Source organism: Sulfitobacter sp. SK025 (assembly GCF_003352105.1).
GTDB classification, from domain to species: domain Bacteria; phylum Pseudomonadota; class Alphaproteobacteria; order Rhodobacterales; family Rhodobacteraceae; genus Sulfitobacter; species Sulfitobacter pontiacus.
Genome location: NZ_CP025809.1, coordinates 267,265 through 287,485 on the forward strand (window position 1 = coordinate 267,265; position 20,221 = coordinate 287,485).

The window sequence follows — 20,221 nt, forward strand, 5'->3', positions numbered from 1 at the left end:
TCCTTGACCATTCGTGAGTTAAATCGGGCAGTCTTTGCGGAAGTTCGGCGCGCGCTTCTCGCGGTGCGACAGAACGCCTTCCTTGACGTCCTCACCCATGAAGCCAAGCATCTCCAGCGCGGTCGACGCATCAAAGATAGGCCCGGCCTGACGCAACCAGTTGTTCAGCGAATACTTGGTCCAGCGGATCGCGCTCTGCGAGCCGTTCGACAGTTCCGTCGCCGTATCGAGCGCAATCTGCTGCAATTCGTCATCCTCGACACACATCGACACCAGACCGATGCGCTCGGCCTCTTCACCCGACACTGGTTTGCAGGTCATCAGATAGTATTTCGCCTTCGCCATTGAGGTCAGCAACGGCCAGATGATCGCCGCGACGTCCCCGGCGGCAACGCCCAGACGCGGGTGGCCGTCCACGATCTTGGCCTTTTTCCCTGCGATCGAGATGTCGGCAAGAAGGGCAACGACGAGCCCGGCACCGGCGGCGGGGCCGTTGATTGCAGAGATGATCGGCTTGTTGCAATTGATGATATTGTAGACGAGGTCCTTGGCCTCTTTCCACGTTTTCATGATCTCGTGCGAATCCCCGATCATCTTTTCGATCAGGCTGAAATCGCCACCGGCCGAAAACGCCTTGCCCGCGCCGGTTACGATGACCGCGTTGATGTCGGGGTCACGGTCGATATCGATCCACATATCCGTCATCTGTGTATGCATCTCAGAGTCGACAGAGTTAAAAGTCTCGGGCCGGTCGAACGTAATACGCAGAACACGGTCCGCCGGGTAGTCGAATTTCATCTTGTGGTATTTCGCATAGCGGTCAGACATGCTTCTTTTCCTTTGTTTTGATATTGATGTGGGTTCAGCCAGGCAATCCGAGGACGGCCTTGGACAGGATGTTGCGCTGAATTTCGTTTGATCCGCCGTAGATCGTTGTCGGTCGGGCCTTGTAAAAGCTCGCCAGAACGTCGACATTTACATTGCCGACCTGCAGTGGGCCGACCGTGCCGCCATCGGGGCCAGCCGCCTCGATCATCAGTTCGGTGATGCGCTGAAAGCATTCGGTCACCCAGATCTTGAGCATCGAGACATCCGCGCCCAGCGTTTCGCCACGCTTGAGCTGATCGGCGAAACGCGAATAGAGTGCGGCATGATCCTCGACATCGAGAGCGGCCTGGGCAAAACGGTCGCGGAAGACAGGGTCTTCAAAAGCGCCCCGTCCACGGGCAAAGCTCTCAAGCTGGCCCAGTGCATTTTGAGCCAGGTTCGGCGCCCCGATGAAAATACGCTCGAAGCTCAGCAGCGCCTTGGCCATCGTCCAGCCCTTGTTAAGCTCACCGACCAGGTTCGCGCGCGGCGTCCGGGCATCATCAAAGAACACCTCGCAAAACTCAGTCTCCCCCGACAAGGTGGTGATCGTACGCACTTCGACACCCGGCTGATCCATCGGCGCAAGCAGGAAACTGATGCCCTGCTGCTTCTTTGGGGTGGCCTGATCGGTCCGCACCAGCATGAAGATGTGGGTTGCGTCATGCGCCATCGTGGTCCAGATTTTCTGCCCGTTGATGACGAAGTCGTCGCCATCGGTCTCTGCGCGGGTGCGCAGATTGGCCAGATCGGACCCGGCGCCCGGCTCGGAATAGCCTTGGCACCAGATGTCTTCACAACTCAAAATACGGGGCAGCCAATAGTCTTTCTGTTCCTGGGTACCGAACTTGATAACCAACGGGCCGACCATCTGCACGCCCATATCGCGCCCGCGATTCACGCCCCAGCGCTGCTGCTCTTCGTAAAAGATAAGCAGCTTGGCCGCGTTCAGCCCCATACCGCCGTATTCTGCTGGCCAGGCCGGTGCGACCCAGCCTTTCGCGTGCAGCTTGCGATGCCAATGTTCGATCTCGGCAAATTTGGGACGGTGCGGCAGATTACGCAGCTCCTCGGGATATTCCGCTTCGAAAAAACCGCGCACTTCCTTGCGGAAATCCGCATCGCTCATCGCGTTCCAATCGGTCATTGTGCGGCTCCTTCCTCTTCTCGCGCTTCGAACCAAAGCCGTCTGTGATAGGCGTCGTCACCCAGCCACGCGGAAAGAACCAGCGCCCGGTTGAGGTAAAGCGCGATCTCGAACTCGTCCGTATACCCGACCGCACCATGCAGCTGGATCGCGTCGCGCGTGATCTTCTTGGCAGCCGTGACCGCGCGAGCCTTGGCCCGGCTGGCAAGTCGCGCCCGTGCTTTCGGATCGGTTTCGCGATCCATCAGCCCGAGAGCTTCGCGCACCCCCGATTGTGCAACCTCGCACATCACGTTCAGGTCGACAGCACGGTGCTGGATGACCTGAAACGATCCGATGGGCTTGTCGAATTGCTCCCGGGTCTTGATGTAATCCAGAGTGATTTCGAAGGCGCGCTCGCTCAGACCGACAAGCTCGGCGGCGGCAAGCGCCGTTGCGTCATTGACCGCCTCGGCGAGCGCGGCCCGAACCGCACCCCCACTGGCCAATTCTCCCGCAGGCGTGCCCGAGAACGAAAGCTCGCCCATCGCGCTGCCATCGGCCTGCCTGCGCTCTTCGACGGACAGCCCGTCCGCACCGGCCTCCGCCAGCACAAGAACCGGACCGGCATCCCCTTCGGCCACGACGAGGAAACCCCGTGCCCCGCCAGCGCCGGCAACCCATCCCTTGCTGCCGGTCAGCTTTCCGTCGGCGTAACGACAACTCGGCTCGGCGGGACCACCGTTCGGTCCGCGCTCCTGCCAGGCGACGGCCAAAACGGTGGCCCCCTCAACAAGCTGTTCCATCATGGCATGGTCCGGGCAAAGACGGCGCAGAAGTCCAAGGCTCAGCCCGACCGTCACCACGACCGGTTCCGGGGCAATCACCCGGCCCACTTCCTCGGCGATGACGCCGCCGGCAGCCAGGCCCATGCCAAGCCCGCCGTTTTCCTCCGGTACGGTCACCCCGAAAATGCCAGCCTCGGCCATTTCGCGGATCATACCCGCATCCCAGCCGCCACCGGCATCGCGCAGTTTTCTGGACCGTCCACTACCGCCCGCGCGCTCGAACAGGGTCCGCGCACTTTCACGCAGCATGCGAAGGTCTTGTTGGTCGCTTGGTTGCATATCAGTCTGGGTCATTCTGTTTTCGCTGGATCATTACGGGCGTATCGGTCGAAAAAACGACCTCACCCTTTGGGTTTTTTGCACTGAGTGTATAGTTCAGAACGCCACGGTCGGGTTTGCTTTTCGACGGCGTGACCGAGTTTACCGTCAATTCGATATCGAGCGGTTCATTCGGGCGCACGGGACGCAACCAGCGCAGGTTATCGAATCCGATGCCGCCGATGTTGGCAACACCAACCATGAACTCGGTCATGATCGGCTTGAACACCTCAAGCATCGTCTGAAAGCCCGAGGCAATCAGTCCACCGTGCACGGTGGTCGCATAGTCTTCGTCGGTGTGCAGCCGTTGCGGGTCCCATTCCTCGGCGAAGGCTATGATGGCCTCCTTGCTCATCGGCTCGCTATGAAAGCGAAAAACCTGGCCCGGCGCGAAGTCCTCCAGATATTTCAAGATGTCCCCTCCTTTGAGAAACCCGCATCGTACCCGGCCGAATCGCTGGAAATTCGCACGCGGTTGAACTCTTCCAGTTTTGGATAGGTTTCCTTGAAGGCCTGGAGGAACTCCGTGATCGGCGCGTCGACGTAGAGACCCCGGTCATTCACATATTCCATGTGCCGGTGGTTCTGTTCGTCGAATTCGTGGAAGAGAGCATCGTGATACCCGTCGAAGACCAGCGGCTTCACCCCGAATCGTTCGCACAGCTCCATGTTGAAGGCGGGCGTGACCTTGTAGGACTCACCATCAAGCCAAAGTTGGACATAGCCGTGATAGATGAAGAGGTCAGTGCCCATCAACTCTTGCAGCTTGGGCGTGTTCAGGTGGTTTCGTACATCTGCAAACCCCACTGCGGCGGGGATGCCGACGGCTCTCAGACAGGCCGCAAGAAGGATTGCCTTGGGCACGCAGAACGCCGCCTCCGCACCGGCGATTCTGCTGGCGCGATAGGAATCTTCATCCAGCGCGAAGCAATAGGGATCGTATCGGATGTCATCACGAACCGCCTCGAAAAGCCGGATCGCCTTGTCACGGCGGGACGCGTCGGCGGGAATATCACGCAAGGCGTTGGACACGAACCCCTGGACTTCAAGGCTGTCGCTTTCGACAAAATGCGCCGGCATGACGTAGCGCTCTGCTTCGGCAGGCAGGTCATCTACGGACTGTGGCATAGGATCCCCCTTTTCTAACATCTGTTAGATTAATGAATGAAGGATGGTCCGTCAACGGGATTCACTCTGAATCCCGTGGTTCGGCACCATAGTGAAGATTGTCTTCTCCCAAAGAGGCAGCGCGCCCCGCTACATCCTTCGAAACGCGGAATTCCGGCGCAATCGGCAAAGGAAGCGCGGGCACGGACTTGCCGGAGATATCCAGTTTCCGGTCAAACACGCCACGCGCACTGAAATGCGGATCGGTCGCGGCTTCGGCGGGCGTTTTCACGACGGAACAGCAACAATCAGCCGCCACCAGCAGCGGTTCCCAGTGAGTCGAAGGCTGGCTTCCCAAACGTCGTGCCACTTCGGCGCTGCAGCCTTCCGGGTCGCTCCAGTCGTCCCTAAGGTCCGCAGGCTGATCGATGACATCACAGAATGCCTGCCAGAACTTTTCTTCCAGCGCTCCGACCGCGATTTGCCGGCCATCTGCGGCTGAGTACAGCCGATAGCGCGCCAATCCTCCGGTCAGACGGCCGCCGCCGTTCTCGATGTCCTGCCCGGCGATCACGCCTTCGGCATGGGCCCAATAAGCAAAGGCAAACGCGCCCTCGGCCATCGCGATATCCAGATGCGCGCCCTTGCCGGTTTTCTGCCGCGCTATCAGCGCAAGCAGGATGTTCACCACAGCGGGGTAAGTGCCACCCCCGATATCCGCGATCAGCCCGAACGGCATCGTTGGGTGGGCGTCCGGTCCTCGGCTCAGCGACAGGACGCCCGCGTCGCCCACGTAATTAAGATCGTGGCCCGCTGCGGTGGCCTTTGGCCCGGTCTGGCCATAGCCAGTGATCGAACAGTAGACGATTCCCGGATTGATCGCTCGCACGGCCTCGTATCCCAATCCAAGCCGTCCCATCACGCCCGGACGGAACTGCTCTACCAGAACATCTGCTTTTTCCAGCAGGGGGCGCAATATATTCACCGCGTTCTCTGCCTTCAGATCGAGCGCTACCGACCGTTTACCCTGGTTCAGCACGGCAAACCCGATGCTTTCACCGTCGATCATGGGATCGGTATGGCGCGCGTCCTCACCTGTGCCGGGACGCTCGAACTTGACCACTTCGGCGCCGGCCTCGGACAGCATGAGCGTCGCCATCGGACCGGGAAGAAGGGTGCTGAAATCCAGCACCAGTATATCCTTGAGCGGTTGCGTCATCTGCCTTACCTCACGCGAAACGCGCGGCGCCATTGTTCAGAACAACGACATCGCGTTCCGGTATGGACGCGCGGAACCGGGCCTGACCATCCTCTTCCCAGATTTCGAACCGCACGGTTTCGCCGGGATAGACGGGTGCAGAGAACCGGACGTCCAGTCCGACCAGTCGGGAGGCATCATAGTCAAGCGAGGTCTTCAGGATCGCCCGCGCTGCGAGGCCATAGGTCGCCAGGCCATGCAGGATCGGCCGATCAAACCCAACCGAGCGGGCAACATCAGGGTCCGCATGCAGCGGGTTGTAGTCACCGCTGAGACGGTAGATCAGCGCCTGACGCGGCAAAGTTTCGATATCACATATGTGGTCTGGCGCGCGGTCCGGCAACACAGCGGGTGCGGGCCCGGGCTTGTTCTCGCCGCCGAACCCACCATCGCCCCGGCAGAACGCCGACATCGCGACGCGTGCCAGCTTTTCACCGCTGTCCGCGTCGATGATTTCACGGCTTTGATAGATGACCGCACCCTTGCCCTCGCCCTTGTCGGAGATAAAGTCGATCTTGCTGCGGCCGATGATATTGCCGTTCACGGGCAACGGCTTGTAGATATCCAGCCATTGCTCGCCGTGCAGCACCTGCTGCCAGTTCACGCCGGTCCTGGGGTCGCGCAGCCAGAAGCCGGGATACCCCATCGTGACGGCCATCGAGGGAACCGCCTTCAGGCCGTCCTCATAGACAAAAGCCAGTTCCTTCTTGTCGGTCGGGTCCTCCCCGAATCCCAGGCCGAGTGCGTAGAGTATGGTATCCCGCTCGGTCAGCGACTGCCGAATCTCTTCAAAATCCCAGTCTGAAAGTGCTTCGAAATCCAGTGGCATGATCTTTCCTCCCTTGATCGTCGTCAGAGCGTGGCTTGTGAGCCCAGAATGGCCGTGACCTGACTGGACAGCACGCCGCCGTTGCCATGTGCCAGAGCCACGTCGATATCGTTCAACTGAATGCCGGGCGCATCGCCCCGGATTTGGCGCGCCGCCTCGATGACGGTGAAAATACCGTACATGCCAGGATGCACGCAGGACAGACCCCCGCCATTTGTGTTCACCGGCAGGACGCCGTCCGGCGCGATGCGTCCGCCCTCTACAAAGGCACCGCCCTCGCCCTTGGCACAGAAACCAAGGTCTTCGAGAAACAGGATCGTGTTGATGGTAAAGGCGTCATATAGCTCAACCGCCTGAATATCGCCCGGAGACACCCCCGCCGCCGCAAAGGCGCGTTTGCCCGATTCGCGGGCCGCGGTCACTGTAAAGTCCTTCATTTGCGAAATCTGCCTGTGCGCGCTTTGCGCCGCACTGCCCAGAACATAGACGGGCGGCTTGGGGAAATCCCTTGCTCGATCCGCACGGACCAACACGATGGCGCCGCCGCCATCTGTCACCAGACAGCAATCGCGCACCGTCAGCGGATCACCTACCATGCGCGCACCCAGCACGTCCTCACGGGTCAGCGGGCCGCGCTCGAACGCTTCGGGGTTGTGCCGCGCCCAAGCCCGGGCGGCCACCGCCACATCGGCCAGTTGTTCGCGGGTGGTGCCGTATTCATGCATGTGACGTGCCGCCGCCATCGCATAACCGGAAATCGGATAGCGCGGATTATACGGGGCTTCATAGGCTGGCGGGCGCGAAGCCGTCACCAGCTTGCCCGACGCGGTGCGTTGGTTGGAGCCGTAGACGATCAGCGCGACATCACACAAACCGGCGTCCAGCGCCATGGTCGCGGATGTCAGATAATTCACGAATGACGACCCCCCCGACATGGTACCGTCGATGAAACGGGGCTGAATGCCAAGATATTCGGCTGCCATGAGCGCCGGCATGCTGTCTTCCATCATGGTACAGAACAGCCCGTCCACGTCCGATAGCTTCAGCCCGGCATCCCCAAGCGCTGCAAGCGCGGACTGTGCCATTACATCGAAGGACGTCAGCCCGTGCGCCTCGCCGAAACCGGCGTGTCCGGTGCCCACAATCGCGGATTTTCCCCGAAGTTGATCAGTCATGCGTTATACCTTCGCCGGTCTGAAAAGCACAATCGGGGCATCCTCGGCCTCGCCCACGAAGGCGGTCACGGCCATATCAATGACGACATCACCTGGGGCGATCCCCTCGACCCGGCTCATCATCCGAACGCCTTCCTCCAGTTCGACCATACACACGTTGTAGTCGCCGCCGCGCTCGAGCTTGCGGCGCACGACAGTGGTGGTGTGGACCCGGCCTTTGCCGCTGGCACGTTGCCATGAAATTGCAGTGCCATGGCAGTGCGGACACAGGACCCTCGGAAAGAAGTGAAAGGCCCCGCAGTCATCACATTTTGGAAGCAGGATTTCCTGTTCGGCTAGAGCGCGCTGAAAAATCTGGTCTGGCCCTTTGGTGTTCGGCACCTGCGGTCTCCTTCAAATGATCCACTATCTGATTGAGCGTATTGCTCTTATTTCTAACATCTGTTAGATTTTGTCAAGCTCTTTGGAACAAACGCGAGGTCGCCATGTCAGGTTCAGATGCAGCCCCCCTCTCAGGCAAACTCGTCGTTGCGCTCGAACAGGCGGTTGCCGCACCTTTTTGCTCTTCCCGGCTGGCCGATGCCGGCGCGCGTGTAATCAAGATCGAACGTAAGGGCGCAGGTGATTTCGCGCGCGGTTATGACAGGGCCGCAAACGGCGAAAGCGCCTATTTCACTTGGCTGAATCGCGGCAAGGAGTCGGTCGCGCTGGATATCAAGGACGCGGAAGACCGTGAAATTTTGCTGAGAATGCTGCAAAACGCGGATGTGTTCATTCAAAACCTCCTTCCCGGAGCGCTGAAGAAACTGGGGCTTGATTCTGCCACGCTGCGGCAGAAGTTTCCGCGCCTTGTGACGTGCGACATCACCGGATACGGCGAGGACGGTCCAATGCGAAATGCCAAGGCCTATGACCTTCTGGTGCAATGTGAAAGCGGCCTCGCCTCGGTGACCGGTACGCCGGACGCGCCGGGCCGGGTTGGCGTTTCGGTCTGCGACATCGCCACCGGAATGACGGCACACGCCGGAATCTGCGAAGCGCTGGTGGGGCGTGATCGCACCGGCGAAGGAAGCGGTGTGTCGGTTGCGATGTTCGACGTCATGGCCGATTGGATGGCGGTTCCTCTGCTCTTTCACGACTACGCCAATCAACCCACGCCGAGGACCGGCCTTGGGCACTCTGTCATCTGCCCTTACGGCGCGTTTCGCTGCCAGGGCGGTGATCTGGTCGTCATATCTGTCCAGAACAGCCGCGAATGGAAACGGTTCTGTACCCAGATTCTAGGGAACCCGGCGTTGGCCAGTGATCCACGATTCCACGACAATTCGGCCAGGATTCAGCACAAATCCGAGCTCGAAGCCCTTATCAAGACCGTGTTCGGCACGCACGAACGTGCCGGGCTCCTGAAGCTGCTCGATAGTGCGGGCATCGCATCGGCGGCAGTGAACGACGTGGGCTCGCTGTCGGATCATCCCCAACTCGACCGTTCGACCGTCGGGACGCCCTCCGGTCCGGTCAGCGTCGCAATGCCTCCGATACGGCGCAACGGGTCCGAGCCCACGCTTGGCCCTTCGCCAGGTTTCGATGCCGACGGAACCGCCCTTCGCGCCGAGTTCGGCTCTCACTCCTAGAACTGGAAATCACTGCAAATGACCACCGCAAAGAACACCGCAATCCTGGAGGGTGTCAGGATCATCGACCTGACGTCAGTGGTGTTCGGCCCCTTGGCTACGCAGATGCTGGGCGATCTGGGGGCTGATGTGATCAAGGTGGAAGCCCCTGAGGGCGATCTTTTGCGGCAGGTCCAGCCATCAAACAACAAGTTGATGGGGGCCGCCTTTCTGGGTGCCAACCGTAACAAGCGTAGTGTGGTTCTCGACCTGAAGGAGAGAACCGGGCAAGATCAGTTGCGCAAGCTGCTGAAAGATGCCGACGTAATGATTTCGAGCATCCGGCCTGCGGCGCTTGCCCGATTATCGCTGGATCCCGAAACGCTGCGTCGCGCGTATCCGGACCTGATCACGGTATCCGCCACCGGTTTCGGCCAGGACGGTCCCTATGCCGCCAAACCCGCCTTCGACGACATTGTCCAGTCGGTTTCGGGGTTCGCCAGCCTAGCAACGCTGCGCGACCCCGACGCTGCGCCGGCCTATGCGCCGACAATCCTCGCCGACAAGCTTGGCGGGGTGACGGCGGCCTATGCCGTGATGTCCGCGCTGTTCCACCGTCAGCGCACCGGCGAGGCCCAGCATGTCGAAGTGCCGATGTTCGAGACTTTGACGGCGTTTCTGTTGGCCGAACATATGGATGCGGCCACGTTCGAAGACACGCCGCAGAGTTTTGGTTACTCACGGATGCTGGTGCCCCACCGCCGCCCGGTTCAGACGACAGACGGCTACATCACGATTTTACCCTACACCAACGTACAGTGGACCAGGTTCTTCCAAGTGGTTGATCGGAACGACATGGTCGAACATCCCTGGGTGACCGATATGGATACCCGCAGCCGCAACATCGGCGCGGTATACGATATGGTGGCCCAGATTGCACTGACACGATCGACGGAAGAGTGGCTTACCCTGATGGAGCAAGCAGACATTCCCGCCATGCCGGTCCGCAACCTGTCGGACCTGCCAAGCGACCCGCATCTTGCCGCGACCGGTTTCTTTCAGCAAATTGATCATCCGACCGAAGGTACAATCTGGACAACACGCCCGCCGATTCATTTCTCGGCGACACCTGCGCGGCACGATCACTGTCCTGCGCCTCGCCTGGGCGAGCATAGTAAAGAGATTCTGGGGCCGGACGAAGAGTAACCTCGGCCGGACCCGGCGGAATCAAACGTCCATTGAACGCGCGATCAGCTCCTTCATGATCTCGTTTGTACCACCGTAGATCATCTGGACCCGGCTGTCGGCATAAAGACGGGCAATCGGGAACTCCATCATGAAGCCGTAGCCACCGTGGAGCTGTAGGCATTCATGCATGACCTCATTTTGTGTCTGGCTACCCCACCATTTCGCCATTGATGCCGTCGCCGCATCAAGCTGGCCTGCCTCAAGCCGCGTTATGCCGTCATTGACAAACGTGCGCAGCAATTCGGCCTTGGTCTTGCATTCCGCAAGTTTGAACCGGGTATTCTGGAAATCCATGATCCGGTTACCGAACGCCTTGCGATCCTGAACGTATTTGACCGTTTCGGCGATTGCGAAGTCAATGAAGCCAAGCGCCGTGATGCCGATCATCAGCCGCTCCCACGGCAGTTGCTTCATCAACTGGTAAAACCCCTGCCCTTCTTCCGGGCCAAGCAAGTTGGCGGTGGGCACGCGCACATTCTCAAAGAAAAGCTCGGCTGTGTCGGATCCCTTCATGCCCAGCTTCTTGAGGTTCCGCCCACGGCGAAAGCCTTCCGCTTCCTCGGTTTCAAGAACGATCAGTGACACGCCCTTCGCACCGGCGCCGCGATCCGTCTTGGCCACGACCACGATAAGATCGGCGGTATGTCCGTTGGTGATAAAGATCTTCGAGCCGTTGATCTTGTAGTGGTTGCCGTCCTTTTCAGCATAGGTCTGGACGTTCTGGAGATCGGACCCCGTTCCCGGTTCGGTCATGGCGATGGCCGCAACACTGTCGCCGCTGATCAGCCGCGGCAACCACTTCGATTTCTGCTCTTCGCTGCCGTAGGCGTTGATGTAATGGATAACGATGGTCTGGATGCCATAGCCCCAACCCGTGTCTCCGACGCGCCCCTGCTCGTAAATGGCAATCGCATCAAATGCGATGTCGCCGCCGGACCCGCCGTAGTCTTCGGCGATCGCGCCACCCATAACGCCCTGCTGGCCAACCGTTTTCCAGAACGCGCGGTCGACAATACCCTGTTCCGCCCATTTATCGACATTCGGGGCCATTTCGGCCTCAAACAGTTTGCGTGTACTGTCCGCGAACATCTTATGTTCATCGGAAGCCCAAGTTGTTGTGTCCTTGATCAGTGACATGTTTCTTTTCCTGTTCAGCCTTGTTGGTATCCCGCCGGAATCTAACAAGTGTTTTGTTTTTTGACAACGATCGAGAGCCCGTGTGAGTAAAGCAGTTGCCTTGCGCAGACTTGCGCCTCACGAAAATCTCGAAACTGATACCAATATCCCTACCACCTTATCAAAAAGACTCGCTGCGATCAGCGGGCGTTCTTTAAGTGTTTGGTATTGGGGGTCAGTGTCTTGGGACCGGATCAAAATCCCTGTCTTCGAAGGCATGTGCTGTAAGCCTTCGGCGAAGGCCGTGGGCGCGCCGTATTGATCAGAGGGGTTTGGGTGCGGCTTTTGGTTTACGCGGCTTCGGTGCCCATTTTTTGGCAAGACGCTCGAAGCTATCGAGGATGCGGCCGATCTCTGCCTCATCCGGGTCGAACTGTCCCCCATACCATTCCAGCATCTGGCCGTGTTCTTCGTGCTTGGGGTCGGCGATGGCGTCCAGGAAGTCCGCGTAACCGGGGAAGCCGCCGACGTCTTCCGGCGGACAAGCCCCTATGGCCCTGACGAGGCGCGGATAGGTGGCGCCCGCGATAGAGCCATCGATTTTCTCGATCTTGATCACGTGGTGCCAGTTGTCGCCAAAGTCATAGATGTAATGGATGGTCTTGGTTCCCACATCTTCGATCACGTCAAGCAGGCTGGTTTTGCTGGCGGGCATCGGGCCATCGTAAAAACCATCTGGATCTGGCACGCCCCAGCCGCTGCCGCCGGCCCTGAACTCATACAGGTGACTGTCGGTCCATCCCATGGCAGCCTGGATCACATCATGCAGGCGGTTCAGCTTGATCTTGAGGGGCACATCAAAGCGTCGAAGCACCTGAGGCTCGACATCGGACAATGTGACCTTGATGCGCGCGACCAGCGTCATGCAGCAATCCTCTTCAATTCCATGGCGGCCTTCCAATTCCAGGGCAACAGCTCTGGCAAGCGAGACACAGGCATATCGGGCAGTCGCGCCAAGACGTCTGCCATCCATGCCTGCGGGTCAATGTCGTTCATTTTTGCCGTGACGATGAGGGTATACATGAAGGCTGCCCTGTCGCCACCGCGTTCAGACCCTGCAAAAAGCCATGACTTTCTGCCCAATGCGATCCCTCTGAGCGCCCGTTCGGCGGCATTGTTCGTGAGGCAGAGGCGCCCGTCATCAAGGAATGCGGTGAAGGCTTCCCAGCGACCTGTGCCCTCGAGCATGTAGTTGATCGCCTTGGCAACAGGGTTGTGCTTTGACATCCGAGCCCGCTCGGCCAGCATCCAATCATGCAGATCATTGACCATCGGCGCTACCCACTGCTGGCGAGCTTCATGACGCGCTGCATCTGACAGGCCGGTGATGTCACGCTCGGCCGCAAAGATCGCATCAATCCGCGTCACAGCGTCCAGCGCGATGGGCGAGATTTCTTTTGCTACTTTTTTACCCTTGCGGGCTATGGCCTTGATGTCGGCCAGTTCAAAGAACTTGCGTCTTGCGTGGCTCCAACACAGCGCACTACGGACTGGGCCCGGACTACGATCTGCGAGATACAAATCATTGTAGCCGCCATACACGTCCGACTGAAGAACACCGTGCCATTCGGCCAGATGCCGTGTCGGGTGTTCTTTCCGGCGATCTGTTGAGAAGTGGAAGAGTGCGGCAGGTGGCGCACCCCCATCCCAGGGTCGATCGTCGCGCACATAGGTCCACAGTCGCGCCGTCTTTGCGCCACCACGCGCCAGTAGCGGCACGGTGGTATCGTCACCATGCAAACGGCCAGCATCCAGCACGTGGCGCGCGATTAACGCATGAATGGGGGTCAGCGCCACACAGGCATGGCCGATCAGATCAGCCAAGGTGGACAGGCTCAGATCAACTCCCTCCCGTGCAATGCGCTCGGATTGCCGGTTCAACGGTTGATGTTGTCCATACTTGTCGAAGGCGATCATCGCGATCAGTTGCGGCCCGGCCCAGCCGCGCGGAATGGCATGGAACGGGGCCGGCGGTTGGCTGATCTTCTCGCAAGCTCGGCAAGTGAACTTCTCGCGGACCGTCTGGATCACCTTCCACTGGCGGGGGATCACCTCCAGCGTCTCGGTGACATCTTCACCCATCTTTACGATCCGGTCCGAGCCACAGCAGGTGCAGGCGGCAGGTGCTTCGACGACAACCCGCTCGCGGGGCAAGTGATCGGGGAACGGTTTGCGCACGGGCTTGCGTCGCGTGAAGGCACGCACGGCGCTCGCCTTGTCCGCAGCCTGCTCAGCCGCCAGCGCATCCTCCGTTGCGGCCGCTTCCAATTCCTCAAGCTGCAATTCCAGCTGATCAATCAGCCGCGTGCGACGCTCGGAGGAAATGCCGTATTTGTCGCGCCGCAGCTTGGCGATCTCCAACTTTAATTCTTGGATCATTGCGTCCGTGCAGGAGGCCAAGGCGCGGGCCTGCGCCAATTCGGCTTCCGCAGCCTGCGCTCGGGCGGTCTGCGCGGCAAGTGCAGTGCTTAATCTGGCGATTTCGGAAGCGGCGTCGGACATGGCAAATATTTACCACAGAAGCTGTTAAACGCCAATAAAAACAGGCGTTTCAGCACAAATTATCCAGCCGCTTTGGGTCTTTGTGTCCAGCGTGGATTACGCCAATCGATCCCCTCAAGAAGATAGCCCAACTGCGCCGCAGATATAGCAACAGCCGTCCCGTCTTGGCTCACCGGCCAGATGAACTTCCCCGCTTCAAGACGCTTCAAATATAACGACATGCCCACCCCGTCATGCCAGAGCAGCTTCACCAGGTCACCCTTGCGGCCTCGAAAGCAAAATATCTCACCCGCATGCGGATCACGCCCAAGCCCCTGTTGCACTGTCAGCGCCAAAGTGTTCATGCCTCGGCGCATATCCGTCACACCGCCTGCAATCCACACCTTCGTTCCAGCCGGAAACGCGATCATGACCGCACCATCAAGCCGTTGAGCAGATGCGCAGCAGCTTCCATGTCAAAACCTGACGGGATCGCCACACGACACCGCGGGCCAAGATCAATAGTCATGACAGGAACTTGTGGCGCTGGCGCAGTGTCAGAGCCATCAGAAGCATCTTCGATCTTCATAACCCGCAAAAATTGCGGGCCAGAACCAAGCAATCCATTCTTATGGCGATAACGCCAATCGTAAAGCTGAGACCGCGAAACATCATGGCGTCGTGCAACCTCAGCCACTGTCACGCCGTCGCCAAAGCTTTCCTCAACGATCCGGACTTTCTCGTCATCCGTCCAGCGGCGGCGACGGCCGGTATCAGAGACCGACAAAACTTGAATGCGGGGGGTGTCTTCGTGTGCGTCCATAAGGACACTCGATAAACGATCTCACAGCCCAGCAGCCAGACGGCCCTCGGCGGAGGTTTACCATGTGCTTCCCCATCCCTGTCGATCACAACCTTGAACCGCATCGGCGCGCTGATGCGCACAGGGCGCTTGCGTTTGCCCCGTTTTCCAACCGCGTTTCCTTCTTGGCGGCAATTCGACTGCAGTTTCTTCCGGTTCACCGTCCCGGCTTCCCGGTACGGGTACATTCATCTGCGGTCCTGTCACGTTCCTGACGTTTATTCGACGGCTTTACCGGTCTTTGAATTCAGGCTTTCGTTTTTCGGAAAACGCCTTCATGGCTTCCGGAAAGTCATGCGCGCAGAGCAGAATACTCTGGGCATCCCGCTCGATATCCAATGCTTCGAGATAGCCGCATTCCGCCGCGGCGCGCATCACCCGCTTGGCTGTCTGAACTCCGAACATTGGATGTCGGGCAATCTCGCGGGCGGTGTCAAGCGCCCGTGCTTCGACCTGATCGGCCGGAACGCATTCTTCCACAACCCGCAGATCTTTGGCGGTGCGACCGTCGATCTCCCGACCGGTAAGCACAAGCATGCGCGCCACCCCCGCGCCGGCGCGTTGCTGAAGCAACCAGCTCGACCCGGTGTCTGGGCAGCCGCCCACACGGGCAAAAACCTCGCACAACCGGGCGTCTTCGGCCGCGACGACAATATCCGCCGACAGCGCCAGGCTCAGACCGGCACCATAGGCCACCCCGCAGACGGCGGAAATCAATGGTTTGCGAAAGCGATATGCAGCCCGCCCGCCTTCATGAACCTCGTCGATCATTTCGGACGTGGCCCTGGCCCCCTTGGTGATTTCGGACTGGAAACCGACGAGATCTCCACCGCTGCTGAAATGATCGCCACCGGTCATCACCACGGCCCGGATCGTATCGTCCCGTTCGGCTGCGTGCAGTTGCGTTACCAATTCCTCGGCAAAGGCAATGCTGTAAGGGTTGCGTTTGTCGGACTGCAGAAAGCGCAGGATGCCGACAGAGCCATCCCTTTCGAGGCGGATCAGCTCGGTCTTGTCGACCTTCGTCATGTCCCGGTCCAGACCGGATCGCGTTTTTCGGCGAAAGCCTTAGGGCCTTCGATCGCGTCATTGCTGGCATAAACGACCTCATGCAGGCGCTTGCCCTCTTCCAGACCGTCTGCACAGCCCAGATCCATGGTGGCGCGAACGCTGCCCTTTGCCGCCACAACAGAAAGCGGGGCCATACCGGCGATTCGTTTGGCAAGGGCATATGCCCGCGCACGCACGTCGTCGGGCGTATCTTCGAGATAATTGGTAAACCCGTAATCATGCAGCCGCTCGATCGGCATCAGATCACCGGTCAGAACAATTTCCATGAGAATGGGCTGTGGCAGCATCGACAGCGCCGGAGCCGCCCAAGGCGACCCGCGCCCGATCTTCACTTCGGTAATGCCCACCTTGGTGCCTTTGAGGCCGACCCGAAGATCGCAGTTCAGTGTCAACATCATACCACCGGCCATCAAGGATCCGGTCATGGCAGCGATGATCGGCTTTTTGCAAGCGCGCATGGTTTCGTGAAACGGATCGCGCATCTTGCTCAGGATATCGACGCCCTCGTCCCGCGCGATCTGGGTTGCTTCCTTGAGGTCCAGTCCGGCGCTGAACACACCGCAATCGGACGATGTCAGAATGGCTACCCGGATGGAGTCATCCGCTTCGATTTTCTCCCAGGCATCGGTCAGACCGTTCGTCGCGGCGACGGACAATGCATTCTTGCGCTCGGGCCGGTTGATACAGACGGTCGCAATGCCGTCTTCAATTGTCACTTCGATTGGGCTCATGATAACTGCTTCGTCTCTTTGGCATCTGCTTGATGCGAATGGCGGTGAAAGGTTTCCCCGCGACACTACTGTCGCGGGGAAGGTCTGGTTCATTCGACTGTGAACTTTTCGGAGCTTTCCTTGATCACGTCCCACACCACGTCGAGGTAGTCGGCGCTCCAGTCGGTCAGCGGAACCCAAGTTTCGCCATCCCACTGCTCAACGCGGGTCTTGCCGCCGCCACCGTGGTCCTCGCCGGTTACGGTGACCGGAGCCATGACGCCATCGCCATCGAAGTTCTCGATCGATTCATAGGCATTCTTCATGCTTTCCGGTGTGATCGGCCAGCCATTCTCGGTAATTGCGATGCGCGCGGCTTCGAAACCAGCGGAATAGATCGCCATGCCGGTGTTGTAGTACACATCGCGCACCAGGCTTTCGGGTCCGCTGCCTTTGCCGTTGGCATAGTAGGTTTCCAGCATCGTTTTCACGATTGGGACTTCCTGGCCACCGGCCACGTTGGTCCCGCGAAGGATGCCCTTCGCCTCTTCCGCGCCGATGTTGGCGATGTCGACTTCGTTCAGCCAATTGACCGAGAGATAGCGGTCGATCGGAAAGCGGTTGCGGCGCATTTCCTTGGAGGCGACCACATGACCGCCGGCCAGCAGCCAGCTGATTACATAGTCAGGCTTGTCGCGGCGGATCTTGCTCCATGCGCCGGACTGATCCGAACCCGGCAGCGGTACCGGATAGAGTTCCAACTCAAAGCCTTCTTTCTCGGAGAGGGTTTTCAGGATTTCGATCGGCTCCTGGCCGAACGGATAGTCCAGATAGACGAAGCCGATCTTCGCGTCCCCCAGATCGCCGTCCATTTGATTTTTGATGAAGGCGACGTCGTTTGCAGCCTGCTGCCAGTAGGTCGGACCTACCGGGAAAACCCATTCAAACACTTCGCCGTCCACCGCGTCGCCACGGCCGACGAACGACTGCATCAGAACATTGCCGTCCTTCATGGCGCGCGGAAGTACAGCGTTCGTGACCGGTGTGGACAGAAAGTTGAAGATGAAAACACCGTCGCGCTTGAGCTGCTCGTAACATTCCACGCCGCGCTGGGGTTCGTTGCCGTGATCGCGCACGACGATCTCAACCGGATGGCCTTCGATGCCTCCGTTTTCGTTCGTGTACATCGCAAGGTCCTGTGCGGCCTGGGCGACTTGTGGCGAAATGAAGGTGTACGACTTGCTGAGGTCGAAGCACAGTCCGAACCGGATCGGTTCCTTGTCCTGCGCTGACGCCATCGTTGCGCCAGTCGCCAGCGCAGCGGTGAGTGCCACCGCCTTGATATGTTGTTTGATCTTCATCTTTTCTCTCCCGTTGATAAAAATTTGGCGGCTTATTGTTGTTCGGGCGCGCTGCCGCTCGTATACGCCGACCCTTCTGGGAACGTGGTCACTCTCCGTATTTCGAGGAACTTTCCTTGACCACATCCCACACGACATCGCTGTATTCCGAGATCCAGTCGGTTTGCGGAACCCAGGTTTCGCCGTCCCACATCTCGATCCGGGTCTTGCCGCCGCCGCCGTGATCCTCTGCTGTCACTGTAATCGGCGCCATCAGTCCGTTGGCGTCATAATCTTCGAGCGTCTCCAGAGCCGCCTTGTAGGACTGCGCCGTGATCGGAAGGCCCTCGGCCTCCGCCGCCCTGCGCGCAGCCTCGAATACGATCGAATACATCGCCAGCCCGGTATTGTAGAAAACGTCCTCTGTTTTCTCCAGTGGGCCGGAGCCCTCTCCCTTGTCATAGAGCTCGGTGATCATCTCTTGGCGCAAGGCAACGTCCTGGCCGCCCACCACGTTGGTTCCGCGCTTGAGACCGATGGCTGCCTCGTTGCCGATATTGGCGATGTCGACCTCGTTCAGCCAGTTGACCGAAATGTATTTCTCCATAGGAATGCGATTGCGCTGCATCTCCTTGGACGCAACCACATGCGCTCCGCCCAGCATCCAGACAATCACATGATCAGGCTTGTCGCGGCGCACCTTGGACCAGACACCGGCCTGATCGCTGCCGGGCAGCGGAACCGGATAAAGTTCCAGCTCAAAACCCTCTTTCTCGGACAGGGTCTGGAGAATTTCGATCGGCTCCTGACCGAATGGATAATCGAAATACACGAATCCGACCTTCACGTCGGACAGATCGCCGTCGTGCAATTGTTTGATGTAGGCAACATCGTTGGCGGCCTGGCCCCAATAGGTCGGTCCGATTGGATAAACCCAGTCAAAGACAGTGCCATCCACGGCATCGCCGCGACCGACAAGCGACTGCATCAGAATGCGTCCGTCTTCCATGGCGCGCGGCAGAATTGCCAGGGACACCGGTGTGGACAGCGTATCGAAGACAAAGACACCCTCGCGGCTGAGCCTTGAATAGCATTCGATTCCGCGCTGTGGTTCGTTTCCGTGGTCGCGCACGATGACTTCCACCGGCTCACCACCGATACCGCCCTTCTTGTTTATGAGCTTTGCCAGATCCAACGCGGCCTGCGAAACCTGCGGTGTGGCGAAAGTATATGCCTTGCTGAGATCGTAGCAGACACCCACCTTGAATGGCTCGGCCAGAACCTGTGTCCCGGCAGTCAAGCCACCCAACATGGATATTACGGTTAACGTCTTAGTAAGTAATCTCATTTCTTCCTCCCTGAACAGTGCCTGTTTGGAACCTCAACTCAACCAACGTTTGCGTCGGCTGTAGTGTTTGACATTGTGGAAATCCGTACCTTCACCACCTCCGAGATAGAATTCCTGAATGTCGGAGTTGGATTTGAGGGCCGCCGCTGTGCCGTTCATGACAACACGACCGTTCTCGATCAGATATCCTTCTGAGACGATCTCCAGAGCGGCAAGGGCGTTCTGTTCTACCAAGAGCACCGACATACCTTCTTCCTGGTTGATTTTTTGAAGTATGCCAAAGATCTCGGCTACCAGGAAGGGCGCAAGACCAAGGCTCGGCTCATCCAGCATCAGCAGGCTCGGCTGGGTCACCAGCGCGCGACCAATGGCCAGCATTTGCTGTTCTCCGCCCGACAGATAGCCGGAAAGCGAATTGCTCCGCTCCGCTAGGCGGGGGAAATAATTGTATATCTTCTCCTTTTCCCCATCCAGTTCTGATCGGGACATGCCCATCGGTGCGGCTGCTGTCAGGTTCTCGTCCGGGGTGAGGTGTTCAAAGACACGCCGGCCCTCGATGACATGGCAAATACCCATCTCCACGCGCTTTTGTGCGAGCATCTCGGTAATGTCGGTGCCTTCGAATTTGATTTCACCCCGGCTGACACGTCCTCTTTCAGCTTTCAAAAGACCGCTGATCGCTTTCAAAGTGGTGCTTTTACCCGCTCCGTTGGAACCCAGAAGCGCGATCATCTCGCCCTTCGGCACCTGAATCGAGACACCCTTGATTGCCAGCATCACGTTGTCATACAGCACCTCGACACTGTTCATCGACAGTATGGGCTGGGCTTCGACCTTTTTATCCATC

The 20,221-nt window shown here is 58.9% G+C and carries 21 protein-coding genes; 2 read left to right on the forward strand and 19 right to left on the reverse strand.

The genetic code is table 11. The annotated features are described in order from the left end of the window. Positions 1 to 18: 18 nt before the first annotated feature. The 9 genes from C1J04_RS16180 to C1J04_RS16220 all read right to left on the reverse strand — a co-directional run bounded on the left by C1J04_RS16180 (position 19) and on the right by C1J04_RS16220 (position 7,909). Positions 19 to 828, reverse strand: coding sequence for an enoyl-CoA hydratase/isomerase family protein (locus C1J04_RS16180; RefSeq protein WP_114865588.1), 810 nt, complete (start codon positions 826 to 828; stop codon positions 19 to 21). A 34-nt stretch (positions 829 to 862) separates the two neighbouring features. Then, entirely contained in the window at positions 863 to 2,014 is a 1,152-nt protein-coding gene (locus C1J04_RS16185) for an acyl-CoA dehydrogenase family protein (RefSeq protein ID WP_114865589.1), read from the reverse strand. After that, the gene (locus tag C1J04_RS16190) at positions 2,011 to 3,135 is read right to left on the reverse strand and encodes an acyl-CoA dehydrogenase family protein (RefSeq protein WP_254693862.1); all 1,125 of its coding nucleotides are present in this window, start codon (positions 3,133 to 3,135) and stop codon (positions 2,011 to 2,013) included. The genes C1J04_RS16185 and C1J04_RS16190 overlap by 4 nt, the downstream gene beginning before the upstream one ends. Further along, positions 3,122 to 3,571, reverse strand: coding sequence for a MaoC family dehydratase (locus C1J04_RS16195; RefSeq protein WP_037929955.1), 450 nt, complete (start codon positions 3,569 to 3,571; stop codon positions 3,122 to 3,124). Before C1J04_RS16195 ends, C1J04_RS16190 begins: the two co-directional genes overlap by 14 nt. Next, positions 3,568 to 4,287 (reverse strand): transglutaminase-like domain-containing protein, encoded by a 720-nt coding sequence (locus C1J04_RS16200; RefSeq protein WP_114865590.1) that lies wholly within the window; start codon positions 4,285 to 4,287, stop codon positions 3,568 to 3,570. The genes C1J04_RS16195 and C1J04_RS16200 overlap by 4 nt, the downstream gene beginning before the upstream one ends. 61 nt (positions 4,288 to 4,348) lie before the next feature. Next, positions 4,349 to 5,485 carry a CaiB/BaiF CoA transferase family protein gene (locus C1J04_RS16205; protein ID WP_114865657.1) on the reverse strand — a complete coding sequence of 379 codons (1,137 nt, stop codon included), beginning with the start codon at positions 5,483 to 5,485 and terminating at the stop codon, positions 4,349 to 4,351. A 10-nt stretch (positions 5,486 to 5,495) separates the two neighbouring features. Further along, the gene (locus C1J04_RS16210) at positions 5,496 to 6,353 is read right to left on the reverse strand and encodes a MaoC/PaaZ C-terminal domain-containing protein (RefSeq protein ID WP_174226635.1); all 858 of its coding nucleotides are present in this window, start codon (positions 6,351 to 6,353) and stop codon (positions 5,496 to 5,498) included. 23 nt (positions 6,354 to 6,376) lie between these two features. Continuing rightward, positions 6,377 to 7,528 (reverse strand): acetyl-CoA acetyltransferase, encoded by a 1,152-nt coding sequence (locus tag C1J04_RS16215; protein WP_037929960.1) that lies wholly within the window; start codon positions 7,526 to 7,528, stop codon positions 6,377 to 6,379. A gap of 3 nt (positions 7,529 to 7,531) precedes the next feature. After that, positions 7,532 to 7,909 carry a Zn-ribbon domain-containing OB-fold protein gene (locus tag C1J04_RS16220; RefSeq protein WP_114865591.1) on the reverse strand — a complete coding sequence of 126 codons (378 nt, stop codon included), beginning with the start codon at positions 7,907 to 7,909 and terminating at the stop codon, positions 7,532 to 7,534. A gap of 104 nt (positions 7,910 to 8,013) precedes the next feature. Here C1J04_RS16220 and C1J04_RS16225 point away from each other — a divergent pair, with 104 nt between their 5' ends. Further along, on the forward strand, positions 8,014 to 9,159 hold the full coding sequence (locus tag C1J04_RS16225; protein WP_114865592.1) for a CaiB/BaiF CoA transferase family protein: 1,146 nt from the start codon (positions 8,014 to 8,016) through the stop codon (positions 9,157 to 9,159). 18 nt (positions 9,160 to 9,177) lie between these two features. Further along, a complete protein-coding gene (locus C1J04_RS16230; protein WP_114865593.1) occupies positions 9,178 to 10,344 on the forward strand; it encodes a CaiB/BaiF CoA transferase family protein in 1,167 nt (388 codons plus the stop codon). A 21-nt stretch (positions 10,345 to 10,365) separates the two neighbouring features. On the opposite strand, the gene C1J04_RS16235 is transcribed toward C1J04_RS16230, so the two are convergent. The 10 genes from C1J04_RS16235 to C1J04_RS16280 all read right to left on the reverse strand — a co-directional run bounded on the left by C1J04_RS16235 (position 10,366) and on the right by C1J04_RS16280 (position 20,220). After that, positions 10,366 to 11,523 (reverse strand): acyl-CoA dehydrogenase family protein, encoded by a 1,158-nt coding sequence (locus C1J04_RS16235; protein ID WP_037929972.1) that lies wholly within the window; start codon positions 11,521 to 11,523, stop codon positions 10,366 to 10,368. 301 nt (positions 11,524 to 11,824) lie between these two features. Continuing rightward, positions 11,825 to 12,427 carry a plasmid pRiA4b ORF-3 family protein gene (locus C1J04_RS16240; protein ID WP_114865388.1) on the reverse strand — a complete coding sequence of 201 codons (603 nt, stop codon included), beginning with the start codon at positions 12,425 to 12,427 and terminating at the stop codon, positions 11,825 to 11,827. Further along, positions 12,424 to 14,064: an IS66 family transposase gene (gene tnpC, locus C1J04_RS16245; protein ID WP_114865387.1), complete on the reverse strand. Its 1,641-nt coding sequence runs from the start codon at positions 14,062 to 14,064 to the stop codon at positions 12,424 to 12,426. The genes C1J04_RS16240 and tnpC overlap by 4 nt, the downstream gene beginning before the upstream one ends. 59 nt (positions 14,065 to 14,123) lie before the next feature. Continuing rightward, the gene (gene tnpB / locus C1J04_RS16250; protein ID WP_072630505.1) at positions 14,124 to 14,474 is read right to left on the reverse strand and encodes an IS66 family insertion sequence element accessory protein TnpB; all 351 of its coding nucleotides are present in this window, start codon (positions 14,472 to 14,474) and stop codon (positions 14,124 to 14,126) included. Then, positions 14,471 to 14,866: an IS66-like element accessory protein TnpA gene (gene tnpA / locus C1J04_RS16255; RefSeq protein ID WP_114865386.1), complete on the reverse strand. Its 396-nt coding sequence runs from the start codon at positions 14,864 to 14,866 to the stop codon at positions 14,471 to 14,473. The genes tnpB and tnpA overlap by 4 nt, the downstream gene beginning before the upstream one ends. Before the next feature lie 270 nt (positions 14,867 to 15,136). Beyond that, positions 15,137 to 15,934, reverse strand: a complete 798-nt coding sequence (locus tag C1J04_RS16260) for an enoyl-CoA hydratase/isomerase family protein (protein ID WP_114865594.1) — start codon at positions 15,932 to 15,934, stop codon at positions 15,137 to 15,139. Beyond that, positions 15,931 to 16,707, reverse strand: a complete 777-nt coding sequence (locus C1J04_RS16265; RefSeq protein WP_114865595.1) for an enoyl-CoA hydratase/isomerase family protein — start codon at positions 16,705 to 16,707, stop codon at positions 15,931 to 15,933. The genes C1J04_RS16260 and C1J04_RS16265 overlap by 4 nt, the downstream gene beginning before the upstream one ends. Positions 16,708 to 16,796: 89 nt before the next feature. Next, on the reverse strand, positions 16,797 to 18,047 hold the full coding sequence (locus tag C1J04_RS16270) for an ABC transporter substrate-binding protein (RefSeq protein ID WP_114865596.1): 1,251 nt from the start codon (positions 18,045 to 18,047) through the stop codon (positions 16,797 to 16,799). A gap of 88 nt (positions 18,048 to 18,135) precedes the next feature. After that, entirely contained in the window at positions 18,136 to 19,374 is a 1,239-nt protein-coding gene (locus C1J04_RS16275; RefSeq protein ID WP_348183991.1) for an ABC transporter substrate-binding protein, read from the reverse strand. Positions 19,375 to 19,407: 33 nt separating this feature from the next. Further along, on the reverse strand, positions 19,408 to 20,220 hold the full coding sequence (locus tag C1J04_RS16280) for an ABC transporter ATP-binding protein (protein WP_037931553.1): 813 nt from the start codon (positions 20,218 to 20,220) through the stop codon (positions 19,408 to 19,410). Position 20,221: the final 1 nt, after the last annotated feature.